The following is a 17,071-nucleotide window of genomic DNA, read 5'->3' as shown; positions in this document are numbered from 1 at the left end:
CAGTGGACTTTGCGTCAACAAAGACCTGTCAGAAGGATGCGGCGGCAAGCGCGCGGCGCATTTCGTGCAGATCCTCGACCCGACGCGTGATCAATTCCAGTTCCCAATCCAGCGCGCTACGGACGATCGTCTCCAGTGAGTCGTATTTTGGCGTCCACTCCAGCATGCGATGCGCCAAGCTAGCGTCGGCGACGACGCTTGCGGCATCGCCTGGACGGCGGGGCGCCATATGGATCTTGAACGCGTGACCATGCAGGCGCGTCACCATGTTCAGCACATCCAGCACCGAATAGCCCGAACCATAGCCGCAATTTGCCACCAGCGATCCTTTACCCCTGCGCAGGTGCTGCAGCGCCTTGAGGTGAGCCTGAGCGAGATCGGTGACATGGATATAGTCGCGCACGCCGGTGCCGTCATGCGTCGGGTAGTCGATGCCGTAGACATGCACGCTGTCTCGCCTGCCGAGTGCGGCCTCGCAGGCGACCTTGATGAGATGCGTCGCACCGCTGGTGGATTGTCCGGCTCGCCCGTGCGGATCGGCACCCGCGACGTTGAAATAGCGCAGCGCCACATAGTCGAAATCATAGGCCGCAGCAGCATCGCGCAGCATGAATTCGGTCATCAACTTCGATTGGCCATAGGGGTTTTCCGGATTGAGCGGCGCGGTTTCCTTCACCGGCTCTGAACCCTTCTGCGGACCGTAGACCGCCGCCGTCGATGAGAAGACGAAGTGGCGCACCCCGGCAGCGATCGCCGCGCTCATCAGCGCACGCGTCTTGCCGGAATTGTTGTCGTAATAGGAAAGCGGATCGGCAACCGAGGCCGGAACGACCGCGGAACCTGCGAAATGGATGATCGCCTCGATATCGTTCTCGATGAAGATCGTCTTCAAAACCTCGGCATCGGCGACATCTCCTAGGTAGAAGCGCGCCGCTGGCGCGATCGCCCAGCGAAAGCCGGTGGAAAGGCGATCGAGGACGACGACGTTCTCGCCTGCATCGAGCAGTGCCCAGACCATGTGGCTGCCGATGTAGCCGGCGCCGCCCGTCACCAAAATTGCCATGTCCCCGCCCCCTTTTTCTATCGGACAGGGGTATCTGACGCGGTTATTCCTTTCAGATTTTCTTATCGAGTGCCCGTTCTGGCACCTTTGGACCGGTAAGTTTGATGCTGTGGTTAGAGGCTGATTTCCACCTTTGCTACAATTTTAGCGAACTATCGTTTCGGGCATCAAAAAGGCCCGGCAGCGAGGCCGGGCCTTGGTGGTCAGAGCTTCAGAATGTAATCGCAGAGCTTGTCGGCTGCTGCGTTGACCTGCTGCGGATCGCGCAGGAAGCAGGCTCGCAGGAAGAGTTCGCCGCCTGCGCCGAAGGCGGTACCGGGCGCCAGGCCAACGCCTGTTTTGTCGACGATATCCAACGCCGCCTTGCGGCTGTCGGTGACGCCGTCGATCTTCAGGAAGGCGTAAAGCGCACCATCCGGCTTCAACGTCTCGACGCGGTTTGTGGCCATTAGCGCATCACAAAGAATGTCGCGGGAAAGTGCCGCTTTCCGGACATTGGCCTCGACGAACCCGTCGCCTTCGTTCAGGGCTGCGACCGCACCCTTCTGCATGAATTGCGCAACGCCCGAGGTCGAATACTGGATCAGGTTTTCAAGCACCTGCCCCGTTTCCGGCGGCGCTACGATCCAGCCGACGCGCCAGCCGGTCATCGACCAGTTCTTCGAGAACGAATTGACGAACATGATCTTGTCGTCGGGCGCCATGACGTCGAGGAAAGAAGGTGCCCGCCCGCCGGCATAGAAATAGCGGGCGTAAATCTCGTCCGCCATGATCCAGAGATCGTGCTTGCGGGCGAGGTCGAGGATGTCCGCGAGGTCTTTTCTTGTCGCGGTCCAGCCTGTCGGGTTGGATGGCGTGTTAACGAAAAGCGCTCTTGTTTTCGGCGTGATCGCCTCACCGATACTGTTGAGATCGACCGCCCATTTGCCACATTCGAACTGTAGCTGGACGCCGACCGAACGGGCTCCGGCAATTTCAAGTGCGGCGGCGATATTCGGCCAGGCGGGCGTCAGATAGACCAGCTCGTCTCCCGGCGAGGTCAGCGCCTGCACAGCGATCTGGATCGCCTGCATGCCCGATCCGGTCACATAGAAATGCTCCCTCGGCAGCGTGACGCCGAAATGCCGGGCGTAGTAATCCGATAGCGCCTGACGAAGCTCCGGAATGCCGCGCTGCCACGTGTAGAAGGTCTCGCCGTCTGCCAACGCATCCATTGCCGCCGTGCTGATGAAGTCCGGCGTCGGAAGATCGCCCTCGCCGACCCAGAGCGGCAGCAGGCCGTCGCGGCCACGGGCATAATTGACGACTTCGACGATCCCGCTTTCTGGCGCCGAAACGGCGCGCGGGCTGAGGCTATTCATAATCGACATGAAGATCTCCGGTTTTCGCCTTCATAAAGCAAAACCGGAGACGAATCCCATGAGAATGCGTGATGCGGGATCGATTTTCGTCATGAATGAGCCCTGTTAAATACAGAGCTCCGAGCCCGATCAAACTGCCGGGCGCCTGGCCAGCAGATCGCGGATTTCCGTCAGGAGCGCGACATCGGCCGGCGGCGGTGCATCTTCCGCTGCCTTTTGCTCGTTGCGCTCTACTTGTTTGCGCAGCATGTTCACGCCCTTGATCATCAGGAAGATGATCCAGGCAAGGATCAGGAAATTGATGACCACGGTGATGAAATTGCCATAGGCGAAGACGGCGCCCTGCGCACGGGCGGCGGCAAGCGTCGGCGCGTTGACCGCAGATGAAAGTCCAACGAAGTAGTTGGAAAAATCGAACCCGCCGAACAGGGCACCGACGATCGGCATGATGATATCGTCGACCAGCGATTTGACGATGCCGCCGAAAGCACCGCCAATGATGACGCCAACGGCAAGGTCCATGACGTTGCCTCGGGCGATAAAGGCCTTGAACTCATTGAGCATCCGATCTGTCTCCCTCTGATGTACCCTGACGATAGTCCGTTGTTTTTATTAGCTACATCTCTTGATTGATTATTCAATTGCAAAATTGAAACAGCCGGGGTCTTCCCGCATCTTGGACTTAATGCCTAGATCATCGCAATTTCCAAGTCAGACGATTTCCCTTAGTCTTGATGTCTTCTGGGAGAACCGGCGGATCGTGCGCCGGCGGAGGGTCAATGCTGCCAGGCTGGGTCATCATCGCTTTTGCCTTCGCCTACCTGCTGCTGCTGTTTGCGGTCGCAAGCTATGGCGACCGTAGAAGCCAGAAGCTGGGCATACCAGACGGTGGCTGGCCGGTCGTCTATGCGCTCAGCCTTGCGATCTACTGCACGTCCTGGACCTATTTTGGCAGCGTCGGGCTTGCCTCTCAGCGCGGCCTGGAATTTGCCGGCATCTATATCGGCCCGATCCTCGTCTTCACGCTCGGCATGCCGGTGCTGCGCCGGATCATCGAGCTTGCAAAGGCCGAAAAGCTTACCTCCGTCGCGGATTTCATCGCCGCCCGCTACGGAAAGAATCCGACGGTCGCGACGACGGTGGCGCTGATCTCGCTGGTCGGCACAATTCCCTATATCGCACTGCAGCTGAAGGCGATCAGCAGCACCGTGACCGCAATCGTCAATCCGTCGGATTACGGCATTGGCAGCGGCAATCTCTACTTCCTCGACCTGCCGCTGATCGCGACCTTGGTGCTTGCCTGTTTCGCCGTCATGTTCGGCACGCGGCATACCGATGCGACCGAGCACCAGGACGGCCTGATCCTCGCCGTTTCGATGGAATCGCTCGTCAAGCTCGTCGCCTTCCTAACCGCCGGTATCTGCGTCGTCTGGTTCCTGTTCGACGGGCCTGCCGATCTTTGGCGGAAAAGCGTGGACAACGAGTTGGTCAACGCAACCCTTGACTTCCGGACGCCGGTCAGCCGCTGGATCACGCTGATCGTGCTGTCGGCCTTTGCGATCATCTTGTTGCCGCGCCAGTTTCACGTCACCGTCGTTGAAAACCGCTCGGCGAAGCAGCTGCGGCTCGCGGGCTATCTCTTTCCGATCTATCTCGTCGCCATCAATCTCTTCGTACTTCCGGTGGCAATCGGCGGCCTGCTGATCTTTGGCGGCGCGGGCAACGCCGATTTTTACGTACTGTCGCTGCCCATTGCCGGCCAGATGTGGCTGGTCTCGCTGATTACCTTCATTGGCGGTTTTTCGGCAGCGACAGCAATGGTCATCGTCGATTCCGTCGCGCTTTCGATCATGGTGTCAAACGACATTATCATGCCGATCTTCCTGCGCCGGAAGCTCGCCGGACGTGCCGGCCAGCGCGACAATTTTGCGAAGAGCCTCCTCAACATCCGCCGCAGCGCGATCTTCGCTGTGCTTCTGCTCGGGTACGCCTATTACCGATCGACTGACAGCACGGCGGGCCTCGCCTCGATCGGTCTTCTGTCCTTCGCCGCGATCGCCCAGATCGCGCCTGCGCTTTTCGGCGGCCTTATCTGGCGGCGGGCGAACGCGCGCGGCGCCATCCTCGGCCTGACGTCCGGCTTCGTTGTCTGGTTCTACCTGCTTTTCCTGCCTTCGCTCGGCGGGCCGGATTATTCCTATGTCGCCTCCGCCTTCCTCAGCTTCATCTTCCCGGGCACGGCGCTCTTTGCATCGGTGAACGCCGATCCGCTGGTCAACGCCACGGCGATGAGCCTGCTCATCAATACCGGCTTCTTCATCATCGGCTCGATGACGCGCAACGCTCGTCCACTGGAGCGCATCCAGGCCGGCATCTTCGTGAAGCGGCAGTCGCGCTCGCAATTTGCGACCCGCGGATGGAAGACCCGCATCAGCGTCGGCGATCTGAAAACGGCAATCTCGCGCTACCTCGGCGAAGAGCGCATGCAGCGGTCGCTTGCGACATACGAACAGAATTCCGGCCGCAGGCTGGAGGACGACCAGCCGGCCGACATGGCGCTTATCCATTTCACCGAACAATTGCTCGGCAGCGCCATCGGCTCCTCCTCCGCGAGGCTGGTACTTTCGCTGATCCTGCAGAAGACGGAGGACGCGTCCGCCGATACGGCTTGGCTGCTCGACCAGGCAAGCGAGGCGCTGCAATATAATCAGGACATGCTGCAGACGGCGCTTTCGCAGATGGACCAGGGCATTGCCGTCTTCGACAGCTCCAATCAGCTGACGATCTGGAACCGTCGCTTCCGCCAGCTTCTCGACCTGCCGGAAGATGTCGGCCGTGTCGGCTTTCCGCTTTCGGAGATCGTGGCAATCTTGAGCCAGCGCGGCGACATCCCGGCTGCCCAACTCAGCCAAACCGTCCGGCATTTTCTGACGCTCGACAAACCCTTCTCCCTCGTTCTCGGCGGCGGCGAGCGGATTATCGAAGTGCGGTCCAACGCCATGCCGGACAAGGGCATCGTTGCAACCTTTACCGACATTACCCAGCGCGTGGCGGCCGACCAGGCGCTGAAGCAGGCGAACGAAACGCTAGAGCAGCGCGTCGCCGAGCGAACGGCGGAACTGACGCGCGTCAACCGCGAACTTGGCGAGGCGAGGGCGGCCGCCGACGAGGCGAACATCGGCAAGACCCGTTTCTTTGCCGCTGCCGGCCACGATATCTTGCAGCCGCTGAATGCGGCGCGGCTCTATTCCTCCGCCCTCGTCGAGCGTATCGCGCAGTCCGAAAACGGTCCGATCGTGCGCAATATCGATTCCGCGCTGGAATCAGTCGAGACCATCCTGGGTGCCGTTCTCGATATCTCGAGGCTCGACACCGGCGCCATGCGGCCGCGACTGACATCCGTGCCGCTTGCCGGCCTGCTCGCACGCATCGAGACCGATTTCGCGCCGGTTGCCCGGGCGAAGAAACTGAAACTTGTCATCATGCCGACATCGCTAAAGGTCCGCTCCGACCCCAATCTGCTGCGGCGCCTCGTGCAGAACCTCGTTTCCAACGCCATCAAATATACGTTGACCGGCAAGGTCCTCGTCGGAGCCCGGCGGCGGGGCAACCAGGTGGTGATCCAGGTGATGGATTCGGGCATCGGCATTCCGCCTTCGAAATTCCGCACCGTGTTCAAGGAATTCGCGCGGCTCGAGGAAGGCGCGAAGACGGCCTCCGGCCTCGGGCTCGGCCTTTCGATCGTCGACCGCATCGCCCGCGTCCTCAACCATCCGGTCGAGTTGCATTCGACGCATGGCAAGGGCACCGATTTCCGCATCGTCGTGCCGCTCGATGTTTCGAAAGTGAGCGAGACCTCTCCTTCCCACGCGCCGGCCGATCGTGTTCCGCAGCCCCTCAAAGGTCTCAGGATCCTCTGCATCGACAACGAAGCGAAGATCCTCGAAGGCATGCGTCTCCTGATTTCCGGCTGGGGCTGCGAGGTGGAGGCCATCCACTCCCTTGCCGCGGCCTCGACCTTCGGCACGCGTCAACCCGCGCCCGATCTCATCATCGCGGACTATCATCTCGGCGACGGAACTGGGATTTCCGCGATCCTGAATTTGCGGGAGCGCTTCGAGACCGATCTTCCGGCGCTGCTGGTGACCGCCGACCGGACACCGGAGGTCAGGGTGGAGGCGGAGCGCCATGGCATCGCCATCCAGCACAAGCCGGTGCGCCCGGCGGCGCTTCGCGCCTTCATCACGCAGATTTCCGGGCTGAAGCGTGCCGCGGCGGAGTGATCTCCATGACGCCGTTCACCAAGTCGCGGACGCGGTCGACCGAGGGCGCGTTGCCGAAGAGAATTCGATACATGATCGGCGAAACGACACGGTCCATGACGGCGTCGACCTCCGGAAAACTCTCGCCGCGAGACGCGGCGCGCGCGGCGATCATTTTGATCTGCTGCATCGTATAGCCGCAGCACTGGTAAGCGCCGGTGCCGCCCTGTGCAGCGAGCACGTCGCGGATCATCTCACGGCCCGGGCCTGACGACATTTCCTCGGAATATTGCTCCGCCCAGGTCTGCAAGTCCTGCTGCGCGCTGCCGGTGTCGATCGGCTCCATATCCGGACGCAAGCGCTCAACGGCAACGTCGGCCAGCAATTCCTGCAGGTCGCCCCAGCGGCGATAAATCGTGGAGGGCGTCACGCCGGCTTCCGCAGCGATCAGCGGGACGGTGACCTCCGCACGATCCATCTTCGAAAGCAGTGACCGCACGGCTTTATGGACCGACGCCTGGACCCTTGCGCTCCTGCCTCCCGGACGCGGGCCTTCCTTTCCTGCCATGCCTTCAACCCACCTTTTCCACCCGGCGCTTATGGTTCAAAAACTTTGATAGTACCATTAACGCAAATAATTTGCTTTTAACGCGGCATCCCCTACATCAGGCAAACGCAACGATTTAGCTTTAAGGGGTATATAGATGTTCTCGGTCAGCAAATCCAGAGAGACTGCCGCTTCCCCGAAAAACCCGATCGCCTTCCATGCCGTGACGCTCGCCACCTTCTTCGGCGCGTCGGCAGCACCGACGCCGCTTTACCGGATCTACGAGGAGAGCTTTGCGGTTTCGCCGGTGCTGATCACGGTGATCTTCGCGGTCTATGCCTTCGCGCTTCTGGCGGCGCTGCTGATTGCCGGGTCGATCTCCGATCATCTCGGCCGCAAGCCGGTGATCTTCGGCGCGCTCACCATGGAGATCGCGGCAATGGCACTGTTTACGGTAGCAAGCGGACCGGGCTGGCTGATCGCGGCGCGGATCGTGCAGGGGCTTGCGACCGGCATTGCGGGCGCCTCGATCGGGGCGGCACTTGTCGACGTCGACCGGGTAAAAGGCCAGCTCGTCAATTCGATCGCGCCACTTTCCGGCATGGCGGTCGGCGCGGTCGGCACCAGCGCGCTCATCCAGTACGGCCCCTTCCCGCTGCATTTCGTCTACGGCCTGCTGCTTGCCGCCTTCGTGGTCCAGGCGCTGGCAATCTGGCTGACGGCGGAAACCGGCGGCACGCGGCCGGGCGTCATCGGCTCGCTGAAACCCCGTATCGCGATCCCGGCGCAGGCGAAGCGGCCACTGGCACTCGTTACGCCGATCAATATCGCCAACTGGACGCTCGGCGGTTTCTACCTCTCGCTTGTGCCTTCCCTCGTGGTCTCGACGACCGGCAGCCGGGCGCCGCTGACGGGCGGAGCGGTGGTGACGGCATTGATGCTTTCGGGGGCGGCCGCCGTCTTCCTGCGCCGGGCCAAAAGCCCGCGGGCGAACCTCACCTTCGGCGTTTCGGCGACAACGCTTGGCATTCTGACAGTCGTCGCCGGCGTGCATCTGACGAACGTGCCGGTGCTGATCCTCGGCACGCTTTTCACCGGCATGGGCTTCGGCACGAACTTCCTTGGCTCGGTCGGAACCATCCTGCCGCTTGCCAAGCCCGACGAGCGCGCCGGACTGCTTTCGGCCTTCTACATCCAGAGCTACCTCGCCTTCAGCCTGCCCGCAATTCTCGCCGGCTTCCTGGCAAAATCGCTCGGTTACGCGCCGACGACCGATATCTATGCGACGGCGATCATTCTGGTCAGCCTCGCTGGGCTGATGGCCGTGCGCGCCGAACGGGCAAAGACTGCCGTCGTCTGAGCCCTGCGCTTCATGCGCCGTTTTCCTCATTCTCCGCATCGCGCATCGCGCAAAGTCCCAGGAAGAGCATCACCAAATTCTCGAGTTATGCCGAAGCCGCAAGGCAAAACCGGCTTGCCGGCTCCTGAAAGATCACATCGTAGCAACGGGTGAACTCCTCATCGAGAAGCTGCGCCGAGTAGACGCCTAGCTTTCCCCGGACTCTTCGTCTCCGTGACAGCAGCTTTCGTCTTTAGAGCTGTATAAACGCCTCCCTCACCGGTGTGGCGCTTATCCCGAAAACCTGCCCGAGGATGACAGAGCAAGGGGACTGCGACGGTGCCAGACCGAAGGCCTATCGCCGAGGCACGATGCAGAACTGGTTGCCTTCCGGGTCCTTCATGACGGTATAGCCTGCTTCCCTTCGCTGGACGCTACCGCCAAGCACGGTGATGCGTTCGATCGCGGTCGGAACATCATCGACGGCGATATCGAGATGGACGCGGTTGTTGCTGTAGTCGCGCAGCGGGACGCGCTGGAAGCAGAGCGACGGGCCAGGGCCATCCACCATCACCGTCGGGTCCGTCTCCGGCGTAAAGCCAAGCTTCGCCAGCCGGCTGATTTCGGCCTCGTCATAGGGGCGGATTTGATAGCCATCGAGGAGGGCCGCCCAGAAGGCGGCAAGGCGCGAGGGGGTTTCGGATTCGAAAACGATCTCAGCGATGGTGGCCATGGAAGGTCTCCCGAAGGTGGTGCGGGCAGCACAGAAATGCGAACCATCAAGCCTCGCTTGCGGCTGCGGGCGAAGCGGTCATTTCACTTCTCCCGAGACTTCGGCAGCCCTTCAGTGGCCTGATAACACGAGGGTCTGGACGGGGAGGAGCATCGCCTGCATCCGCAAGATCATGGCGTGCACGAGCCCGACGGCGTCCACCACGTGCAGGAACAGCCATCGCATCGTACCGATATTCTCGTCGGCGAGCGCCTCGTGATTGCTCGTGTAGGCGTTGGCGATGCAACTGCTTCCCGGTGGAATGTCATCAAGTTCTCCAGGAAAGAGCGGCTGCAGGAAGACGGTCAGGGTTCCCGGACGCGCCATTTGCTGGACATCGATAAGTTGATCCGTCGGACGTAACTGTCCAGCCGCGATCACATCCTGAACGTCAGTCACGACCAGTGGAATGATGGTAAACGGCTTTCCAATACAGGTCGCTTCGGCGATCATTCCCCGCTTTATCACCTGCGCTTCGATCTGGCCGAAACCGGCGATCAGTGTGCCTCGCCCTGCTTCCGCAGGAACGAGAATGCCGGCCGGACGCAGCATCATATTGAGGACATCGCCCCGACGCAGCGCGAACTGCTGGACGGTTCCCGCAACGCCGGCCCGAACGAGCGTCTTGTCCAGTTCCACCTGAGCCTGCGCCTGCGCAGCTTCGGCGCTTGCCTTTTGCGCCGGCAACAGGACATTGATCTTGGCTTCGAGAGTCTGCTTGTTGGCAAGCACAGCACTCACCGCACCCTTGCGGCTTTCGACGGTGTTTTCCAGACGGACGACCTCTCTTCGGGCGACGGCATCGTTCCTCAACAGCTGGGACTTCATCTCGTATTCGTCCACTGCAACCTGAAGGGCGCCCTCGGCCTCCTGGATCTGGCCGTCTGCAGCGGCCAGTTCGGTTTGAGCCACCGTGGTTTCCGCTTCGACTTCCGCGATCTTTCGACGTGCCGTCTCTAGCGCTGCTTTCTGCAGCGAGTCGTCCAGGCGGAACAGCGGTGCGCCGGCGGCCACCTTCTCGTTCACCCCGACATAGACGTCCACGACGCGTCCGGCTGCTTCCGGCAGGATCGTCACCGTGCGGAATACAGCTGTGACATTCTTGGTCGTGGGATGGAAATAGAAGATCATGGTGATCAGCGAAATGGTGAGGATCAGGCAGGCGGAAATACCCCAGCGCAGTTCGTACCACACGCTGTAAAGCGTGATCTCGCGACCGATCCGCTTTCCCTGAACATAACGCCGATAAAGATAATCCGGGAAGACGGTGAGCATAGAGCAGAGCAGCAACTCGAACATGTATCAGACACCCTCTCCGTGCACACCGGTCTTCGACTTCACCTCGGCCGGCCCCACCGGCTCTTCGGTTATCAATGCGGGATCGCCGCTGGTTACTGGATCACGGCCGGTAAGCTTTGCCAGCGATTGCGCGATCGAGTAGAGCGGCGTCGTAAAGTCCGGGATGCGCACAAAGGCCAGCAGGAGGCCGGCAATCCAATAGAGATGGTTGTGCGTGAAGAGCGAGATCAGCACCAGGACCGCCACAACCTCCATCTGCACCTTATTGGTGCGATGCGCGATGCGCTCCGGAACGGCATGGAGCCGGAAGTAGAGGTTGCCAATCACGAGAACGGCAACAATCAGAAAAATGGCAACGCCATTGAAGAGATAATCGGCTTGTCCTGGCTCTGTAATAAAGCCTGGCACGTGATCAACCGCGGCCGGATGCATCGATTGCGCCATTTACACTCCCCCTCCCAGCTGGAGAATCATGATGACTTCAGCAATACAAGCAGTATGGGCAGAAAACTCTATATATTTTCACAGAATCGCAGGTTTTGATTATTCAGACACCAAGTCCGGTAAATTTGTTGGCTTCAAGTTCCCCGCATGAAGAATTTACCATCCAGAATGCCATACAATTCTGCGTATGCTTCTCACTATATCATACGAAGGCGACCGCCTGCCATAACTTGGATGACACGGGCTCATGCAGGTGGAGGCTCAAAGAGGCGGCTCAAGCCGCCTCTTTCTCCTTCCCATAGGGGTCAAACCGCCCGTAGAATGTCTCGCCCTTCACCGCCATCTCCTTCAAGAGCGCCGTCGGCTTGAAATGCAACCCGTAAGCCGTAGCTAACGTTTCGCAGAGCTCCACGAAGGTCTTCGTGCCCATGCCGTCGATGTAGCTCAGCGCGCCGCCGGTATAGGGGGCAAAGCCGAAGCCGAGGATGGAGCCGACGTCAGCTTCGCGCGGGTCGGTGACGATGCCTTCTTCCACGGTGCGGGCAGCCTCGAGGGCGATGGTGACCAGGAAGCGCTGCTTCAGGGTGTTGATGTCGATCTTGTCCGCATTTTTCTGCGGGTAGAAGGTCTTGAGGTCGGGCCAGAGCGACTTCTTGGCGGGCTTCGGCGGGTAATCGTAGAAGCCCTTGGAATTCTTGCGGCCGAAGCGGCCTTCCTTTTCGACCATGCGGGAGACGAGCTCCATGTGGCGCGGGTCGACGGCTTGGTCGCCCAGGTCCGCCACCGTTGCCTTGAGGATCTTCAGCGACAGGTCGATGGCGACCTCGTCGTTCAGCGCCAGCGGTCCGACCGGCATGCCGGCCATCTTGGCGGCGTTCTCGATCATCGCCGGCGGCACGCCTTCGATCAGCATGTCGTAGCTTTCGGCCATGTAGCGCAGCACGCAGCGATTGACGAAGAAGCCGCGGGTGTCGTTGACGACGATCGGCGTCTTCCTGATGGCGGCGACGTAATCCAGCGCTACCGCGAGCGCCTTGTCGCCGGTTTCCTTGCCGAGGATGACTTCCGTCAGCATCATCTTTTCGACGGGGGAGAAGAAGTGGATGCCGATGAAATCGGCTGGGCGCTTGGAATTCTTTGCCAGGCCGGTGATCGGCAGGGTCGAGGTGTTGGAGGCGAAGATCGCGCCTTCGGGCAGCACTTCCTCGACGGCTTCGATAACGTCCTTCTTGACCTCGCGATCTTCGAAGACCGCTTCGATGACGAGATCGGCGTCCTTGAGATCGGCGTAATCGACGGAGGGCGTGATGCGGGCGAGGATGGCGGCGCCCTCCTCCTGCGTAAGACGTCCCTTACCGATAGAGTCCTTCACCAGCCCTTCGCCGGTCGTCTTGCCCTTGTTGGCCGCATCCATATCGCGATCGATCAAGGTGACGTCGATGCCCGCTGCGGCCGTGACATAGGCGATCGAGGCGCCCATGAAGCCGGCGCCGACGACGCCGACTTTCTTCAGCTCGGTCTTGGGCACGCCTGCCGGGCGGCGGGCGCCCTTGCCGAGTTCCTGCATAGAGATGAAGAGCGAGCGGATCATCGAGAAGGCTTCGGTAGTCTGCAGCACCTGCGTGAAATAGCGCTGTTCGATCTTCAGCGCCGTATCGAAGGGCACCTGCAGGCCTTCATAGACGCATTTGAGAATGGCGAGCGCGCCGGGATAATTGCCGGCGGTCTCCCGGCGGAGGATCGCGGGTGCGGCGGGCCAGAGCTGGGCGGCCGCCGGAGTCCAGATGCCCCCGCCAGGCGCCTTGAAGCCCTTCTCATCCCAGGGGGCCACGGGTTTGAGCCCGTCCTTGATCATCTGCTTGGCGGCGGCGATCAGCTGATCCGGTTCGACCACCTGATGCACGAGGTTCATCGCCTTGGCGCGGGAGGCCGAGAGCGACTGACCGGTCGTCATCATCTGCAGCGCCGACTGGGCATCGGCAAGGCGCGCGACGCGCTGCGTGCCGCCGGCTCCCGGGAAGATGCCGACCTTGACCTCGGGGAGTGCGATCTTGACCGACTTGGCATTGGACGCGACGCGACCATGGCAGGCGAGCGACATTTCCAGCGCGCCGCCCATGCAGGTGCCGTTGATCGCCGAGACCCATGGCTTGCCGCAGGTTTCGAGCTTGCGGAAGAGGCCGGTCATGCGGCCGACCTGATCGAAGAGTTTTTGCGCAGCTGTCTCAGGGTTTGCTGCCTTTTCCTGTTGGTAGAGCGTAAACATCGACTTGATCATCGAAAGGTCCGCACCGCCGGAGAAGGTGGACTTGCCGGAGGTGATGACGACGCCCTTGATGGCGGTATCGGCCACGGTCGCGTCGACGATGGCGTTCAGCTCGTCCATCACCTCTTCGGTGAAGACGTTCATGGACTTGCCGGGCATATCCCAGGTGACGAGGGCGATGCCGTCGGCGTCGGTTCTGACGGTGAAGTTCTTGTAGGTGCTCATTGGGGATTTCCTCTTCCCTAAATTTCTCAAGCTTTCAAAAGACGCCGAGCAGGTAACAACTCACGCCAATGACCAAGACGAGGAACAGCAGCAGGAAGCGATTCTCGCTCCGCAGTCGCCGCGCCTGCTCCTTCGGATTGACATGGGATGCCTCGGCAGAAGCTTGTTCCATGTCCTTATCCAGATTCCGAAGCTCGAAGTGACGTTTCGTCTCGTTCTGGCTCATTGGCTCGTCTCCGCTCGGCAATCCCCTTAGACGCGTTCAATCACCGTCGCCGTGCCCATGCCGGCGCCGATGCAGAGGGTGACGAGCGCGGTGTTGAGATCGCGGCGTTCGAGCTCGTCCAGTACCGTGCCGAGGATCATCGCGCCGGTGGCGCCGAGCGGGTGACCCATGGCGATGGCGCCGCCATTGACGTTGATCTTGTCGTGATCGATGCCGAAGGCCTGCATGTAGCGCAGCACGACGGCGGCGAAGGCTTCGTTGAGCTCGAAGAGGTCGATGTCGGAAAGCTGCATGCCAGTGCGCTTCAGCAGCTTTTCGGTCACGTCGACGGGGCCTGTCAGCATGAGGGCCGGGTCGGAGCCGATATTGGCGAAGGCCCTGATGCGGCCACGGGGCTTGAGGCTCATGCTTTCACCGCCGACCTTGGAACCGAGCAGCACGGCGGCGGCGCCATCGACGATGCCCGAGGAATTGCCGGCGTGGTGGACGTAGTTGATGCGCTCGACCTCCGGATGGGCCTGGATGCCGACGGCCTCGAAGCCGCCCATCTCGCCAGGCATCTGGAAGGAGGGGTTGAGAGAGGCCAGCGCCTGCATGTCGGTGCCGGGGCGCATGTGCTCGTCATGAGCGAGGATCGTCAGGCCGTTCTGGTCTTTGACCGGGATGACGGAATTCTTGAAGTAGCCCTTCTCCCAGGCGTTCGCCGCGCGCTTCTGGCTCTCGACGGCATAGGCGTCGACGTCGTCGCGGCTAAAGCCATATTTGGTGGCGATCAGATCTGCCGAGACGCCCTGCGGCATGAAATAGGCGGGAAAATTGACCGACGGGTCCATAAACCAGGCGCCGCCGGACATGCCGAGGCCGACGCGCGACATGCTTTCGACGCCGCCGGCAATGACGATGTCATCGGCCCCTTGCGAAATCTTGCCGGCCGCGAAGTTCACGGCATCGAGGCCGGAGGCGCAGAAGCGGGAGATCTGGATGCCGGGGGCGTGCGTCGAATAGCCGGCCTCGAAGGCGGCGGCCTTGGGGATGACGGCGCCGGCATCCATCACCGGATCGACGCAGCCCATGATGATATCGTCGACCGTCTTGGTGTCGAGCCCATTGCGGTCGCGGATCGCCTCCAGCGTCTTGGCGGCGAGGCGGACGGAGGGCACCTCGTGCAGCGAGCCGTCCTTCTTGCCGCGGCCGCGCGGCGTGCGGACGTGATCGTAAATGAAAACCTCGGTCATTGTCTCATCTCCCTGGGTGGCAAACGACTTGCCTCAAATCTGGTCACGGCGGGGAGAGAAAGACCCCCGCCCAACCCTCCCCACAAGGGGGAGGGAGCAGGATCAAAATGCCTCGGCGGGCAAGGTCATCATCGTCTCGGCCCCGGTTTCGATGCGGGCCTTGCGCAGCGCGGTTTCCGGCATGATGCGCTCCATGAAGAAGCGGGCGGTCACGAGCTTGTTCCGCAGATAGCTTTCGCGCGAGGTATCGCCCAAGGCAAGGCCATCCTCGGCGGCTTTTGCCATTTTCGCCCACATGTAGCCGAGAACGACGAGGCCGAAGAGATGCATGTAGTCCGTCGAGCCGGCGCCGGCATTGTCGGGCTTTGCCATCGCATGCTGCATGAACCACATGGTCGCCGCCTGCACGTCGTTCAAGCCCTTCTTCAGGTTCTTGGTAAAGAAGGTCATCTTCACGTCGTTGCGGTTCTCCTCGCAGAAATCGCCGATCTCTTTGAAGAGCGCCACGACGGCGCGGCCGCCGTTCAAGCCAAGCTTGCGGCCGACGAGGTCGAGCGCCTGGATGCCATTGGCGCCTTCGTAGATCATCGCGATGCGGGCGTCGCGCACGTACTGGCTCATGCCGTGCTCTTCGATGTAGCCGTGGCCGCCGAAGACCTGCTGGGCCATAACGGCATGATCGAAGCCCTTGTCGGTCATCACGCCCTTCAGGATCGGGGTGACGAGGCCGAGAATATCGTCCGCCGTCTGGCGTTCGGCATCGCTTGCGGAGCGGTGGGCGATGTCCGACTTCAGCGCAGTCCAGAGCAGGAAGGCGCGGCCGGCCTCATTGAAGGCGCGGATGGTCATTAGCGTGCGGCGGATATCGGGATGGACGATGATCGGATCGGCTTGTCTATCCAGCGCCTTCGGGCCGGAAAGCGAACGGCCCTGGATGCGCTCGCGGGCGTAGTTTACGGCGTTCTGATAGGCAATTTCCGAGATCGAGAGGCCTTGCAGGCCGACGCCGAGGCGGGCCTCGTTCATCATCACGAACATGGCGTTCAGGCCGCGGTTTTCCGCGCCGATCAGGAAGCCGGTCGCCTCGTCGTAGTTCATGACGCAGGTGGCGTTGCCGTGGATGCCCATCTTGTGCTCGATCGCGCCGCAGGAGACCGCATTGCGGTCACGGGGCATGCCGTCGTCCTTGATGAGGAATTTCGGGACGATGAAGAGCGAGATGCCTTTCGTTCCCTCGGGCGCACCCTCGATGCGGGCCAGGACTAGGTGGACGATATTGTCCGTCATGTCGTGCTCGCCGGCGGAGATGAAGATCTTCTGGCCGGAGATCTTGTAGCTGCCGTCACCCTGCGGCACGGCTTTGGTGCGCAGCAGACCGAGATCGGTGCCGCAATGCGGCTCTGTGAGGTTCATGGTGCCGGACCATTCGCCGGCAACCATTTTCGGCAGATAGGTCTGCTTCTGCTCATCCGAGCCATGGACAAAGATCGCGGCGATCGCGCCCTGGGTCAGTCCGGGATACATCATCAGCGACATGTTGGCGGCGGAGGTATATTCGCCAACGGCACAATGGAGCGTATAAGGCAGCCCCTGGCCCCCGAATTCTTCGGGGACCGCCAGGCCTACCCAACCGCCTTCGCAATAGGTCTTGTAAGCTTCCTTGAAGCCCTTCGGCGTCGTGACCGAGCCGTCGTCCGCCCGCCTGCAGCCTTCCTGATCGCCGGAATAATTCAGCGGGAAGAGCACTTCCTCTGCTACCTTTGCCGCCTCGCTCAGAATGGCCTCGACCATATCCGGCGTCGCGTCGCCAAAGCCCGGCAGATTATTGTAGCGCTCGATACCGAGCACGTCGTTCAGCACGAAGAGCGTGTCGTTAACCGGGGCCTTGTAGATTGGCATCGTTCGAATTCCTCCAATTCGGCAACCGGACGGCACCGGCATTTGAGAGTCTCTTACAAAATATTGACGTTTGCGTAAACGTCAAATTCTGTATTCGCGCAAATTTGTAGGAAAGAATCCACTACGCCTGTCG

Annotated in this window: 13 protein-coding genes; 2 read left to right on the top strand and 11 right to left on the bottom strand. The window is 61.1% G+C overall.

The window, feature by feature from the left end:
- Positions 1–28 precede the first annotated feature (28 nt).
- From galE to mscL, 3 genes are all read right to left on the bottom strand, one after another.
- Positions 29–1,063: a UDP-glucose 4-epimerase GalE gene (gene galE / locus N2599_RS01010; protein ID WP_027513338.1), complete on the bottom strand. Its 1,035-nt coding sequence runs from the start codon at positions 1,061–1,063 to the stop codon at positions 29–31.
- Positions 1,064–1,266: 203 nt separating this feature from the next.
- Positions 1,267–2,433 (bottom strand): pyridoxal phosphate-dependent aminotransferase, encoded by a 1,167-nt coding sequence (locus tag N2599_RS01005; protein ID WP_027513337.1) that lies wholly within the window; start codon positions 2,431–2,433, stop codon positions 1,267–1,269.
- Positions 2,434–2,553: 120 nt separating this feature from the next.
- Positions 2,554–2,988 carry a large conductance mechanosensitive channel protein MscL gene (gene mscL, locus N2599_RS01000; RefSeq protein WP_027513336.1) on the bottom strand — a complete coding sequence of 145 codons (435 nt, stop codon included), beginning with the start codon at positions 2,986–2,988 and terminating at the stop codon, positions 2,554–2,556.
- Between the two features lie 215 nt (positions 2,989–3,203).
- Here mscL and N2599_RS00995 point away from each other — a divergent pair, with 215 nt between their 5' ends.
- A complete protein-coding gene (locus N2599_RS00995; RefSeq protein WP_027513335.1) occupies positions 3,204–6,707 on the top strand; it encodes a PAS domain-containing hybrid sensor histidine kinase/response regulator in 3,504 nt (1,167 codons plus the stop codon).
- On the opposite strand, the gene N2599_RS00990 is transcribed toward N2599_RS00995, so the two are convergent.
- A complete protein-coding gene (locus N2599_RS00990; protein ID WP_027513334.1) occupies positions 6,667–7,254 on the bottom strand; it encodes a TetR/AcrR family transcriptional regulator in 588 nt (195 codons plus the stop codon). The two genes, N2599_RS00995 and N2599_RS00990, sit on opposite strands and share 41 nt — an antisense overlap.
- A gap of 136 nt (positions 7,255–7,390) precedes the next feature.
- Between N2599_RS00990 and N2599_RS00985 the strand changes: the two genes are divergently transcribed.
- Positions 7,391–8,593 (top strand): MFS transporter, encoded by a 1,203-nt coding sequence (locus N2599_RS00985; RefSeq protein ID WP_027513333.1) that lies wholly within the window; start codon positions 7,391–7,393, stop codon positions 8,591–8,593.
- A gap of 334 nt (positions 8,594–8,927) precedes the next feature.
- Here N2599_RS00985 and N2599_RS00980 read toward each other — a convergent pair whose 3' ends face one another.
- From N2599_RS00980 to N2599_RS00950, 7 genes are all read right to left on the bottom strand, one after another.
- Positions 8,928–9,305, bottom strand: coding sequence for a VOC family protein (locus N2599_RS00980; protein WP_027513332.1), 378 nt, complete (start codon positions 9,303–9,305; stop codon positions 8,928–8,930).
- Between the two features lie 111 nt (positions 9,306–9,416).
- On the bottom strand, positions 9,417–10,643 hold the full coding sequence (locus N2599_RS00975) for an HlyD family secretion protein (RefSeq protein WP_027513331.1): 1,227 nt from the start codon (positions 10,641–10,643) through the stop codon (positions 9,417–9,419).
- Between the two features lie 3 nt (positions 10,644–10,646).
- Positions 10,647–11,087, bottom strand: coding sequence for a hypothetical protein (locus tag N2599_RS00970; RefSeq protein ID WP_027513330.1), 441 nt, complete (start codon positions 11,085–11,087; stop codon positions 10,647–10,649).
- 274 nt (positions 11,088–11,361) lie between these two features.
- A complete protein-coding gene (locus tag N2599_RS00965) occupies positions 11,362–13,578 on the bottom strand; it encodes an FAD-dependent oxidoreductase (RefSeq protein ID WP_027513329.1) in 2,217 nt (738 codons plus the stop codon).
- A 34-nt stretch (positions 13,579–13,612) separates the two neighbouring features.
- Complete coding sequence (locus tag N2599_RS00960) at positions 13,613–13,804, bottom strand: hypothetical protein (protein ID WP_027513328.1); 192 nt, start codon at positions 13,802–13,804, stop codon at positions 13,613–13,615.
- A gap of 26 nt (positions 13,805–13,830) precedes the next feature.
- Positions 13,831–15,039 carry an acetyl-CoA C-acetyltransferase gene (locus tag N2599_RS00955; protein WP_027513327.1) on the bottom strand — a complete coding sequence of 403 codons (1,209 nt, stop codon included), beginning with the start codon at positions 15,037–15,039 and terminating at the stop codon, positions 13,831–13,833.
- A gap of 102 nt (positions 15,040–15,141) precedes the next feature.
- The gene (locus N2599_RS00950) at positions 15,142–16,938 is read right to left on the bottom strand and encodes an acyl-CoA dehydrogenase C-terminal domain-containing protein (protein WP_027513326.1); all 1,797 of its coding nucleotides are present in this window, start codon (positions 16,936–16,938) and stop codon (positions 15,142–15,144) included.
- Positions 16,939–17,071: the final 133 nt, after the last annotated feature.

This window comes from Rhizobium sullae (genome assembly GCF_025200715.1).
GTDB classification, from domain to species: domain Bacteria; phylum Pseudomonadota; class Alphaproteobacteria; order Rhizobiales; family Rhizobiaceae; genus Rhizobium; species Rhizobium sullae.
This window is presented reverse-complemented; position numbering and strand designations above follow the sequence as displayed.

Coding starts and splice junctions, on each gene's coding strand:
- galE (WP_027513338.1), bottom strand. CDS start 1,063: ATGGCAATTTTGGTGACGGGCGGCGCCGGCTACATCGGCAGCCACATG.
- N2599_RS01005 (WP_027513337.1), bottom strand. CDS start 2,433: ATGTCGATTATGAATAGCCTCAGCCCGCGCGCCGTTTCGGCGCCAGAA.
- mscL (WP_027513336.1), bottom strand. CDS start 2,988: ATGCTCAATGAGTTCAAGGCCTTTATCGCCCGAGGCAACGTCATGGAC.
- N2599_RS00995 (WP_027513335.1), top strand. CDS start 3,204: ATGCTGCCAGGCTGGGTCATCATCGCTTTTGCCTTCGCCTACCTGCTG.
- N2599_RS00990 (WP_027513334.1), bottom strand. CDS start 7,254: ATGGCAGGAAAGGAAGGCCCGCGTCCGGGAGGCAGGAGCGCAAGGGTC.
- N2599_RS00985 (WP_027513333.1), top strand. CDS start 7,391: ATGTTCTCGGTCAGCAAATCCAGAGAGACTGCCGCTTCCCCGAAAAAC.
- N2599_RS00980 (WP_027513332.1), bottom strand. CDS start 9,305: ATGGCCACCATCGCTGAGATCGTTTTCGAATCCGAAACCCCCTCGCGC.
- N2599_RS00975 (WP_027513331.1), bottom strand. CDS start 10,643: ATGTTCGAGTTGCTGCTCTGCTCTATGCTCACCGTCTTCCCGGATTAT.
- N2599_RS00970 (WP_027513330.1), bottom strand. CDS start 11,087: ATGGCGCAATCGATGCATCCGGCCGCGGTTGATCACGTGCCAGGCTTT.
- N2599_RS00965 (WP_027513329.1), bottom strand. CDS start 13,578: ATGAGCACCTACAAGAACTTCACCGTCAGAACCGACGCCGACGGCATC.
- N2599_RS00960 (WP_027513328.1), bottom strand. CDS start 13,804: ATGAGCCAGAACGAGACGAAACGTCACTTCGAGCTTCGGAATCTGGAT.
- N2599_RS00955 (WP_027513327.1), bottom strand. CDS start 15,039: ATGACCGAGGTTTTCATTTACGATCACGTCCGCACGCCGCGCGGCCGC.
- N2599_RS00950 (WP_027513326.1), bottom strand. CDS start 16,938: ATGCCAATCTACAAGGCCCCGGTTAACGACACGCTCTTCGTGCTGAAC.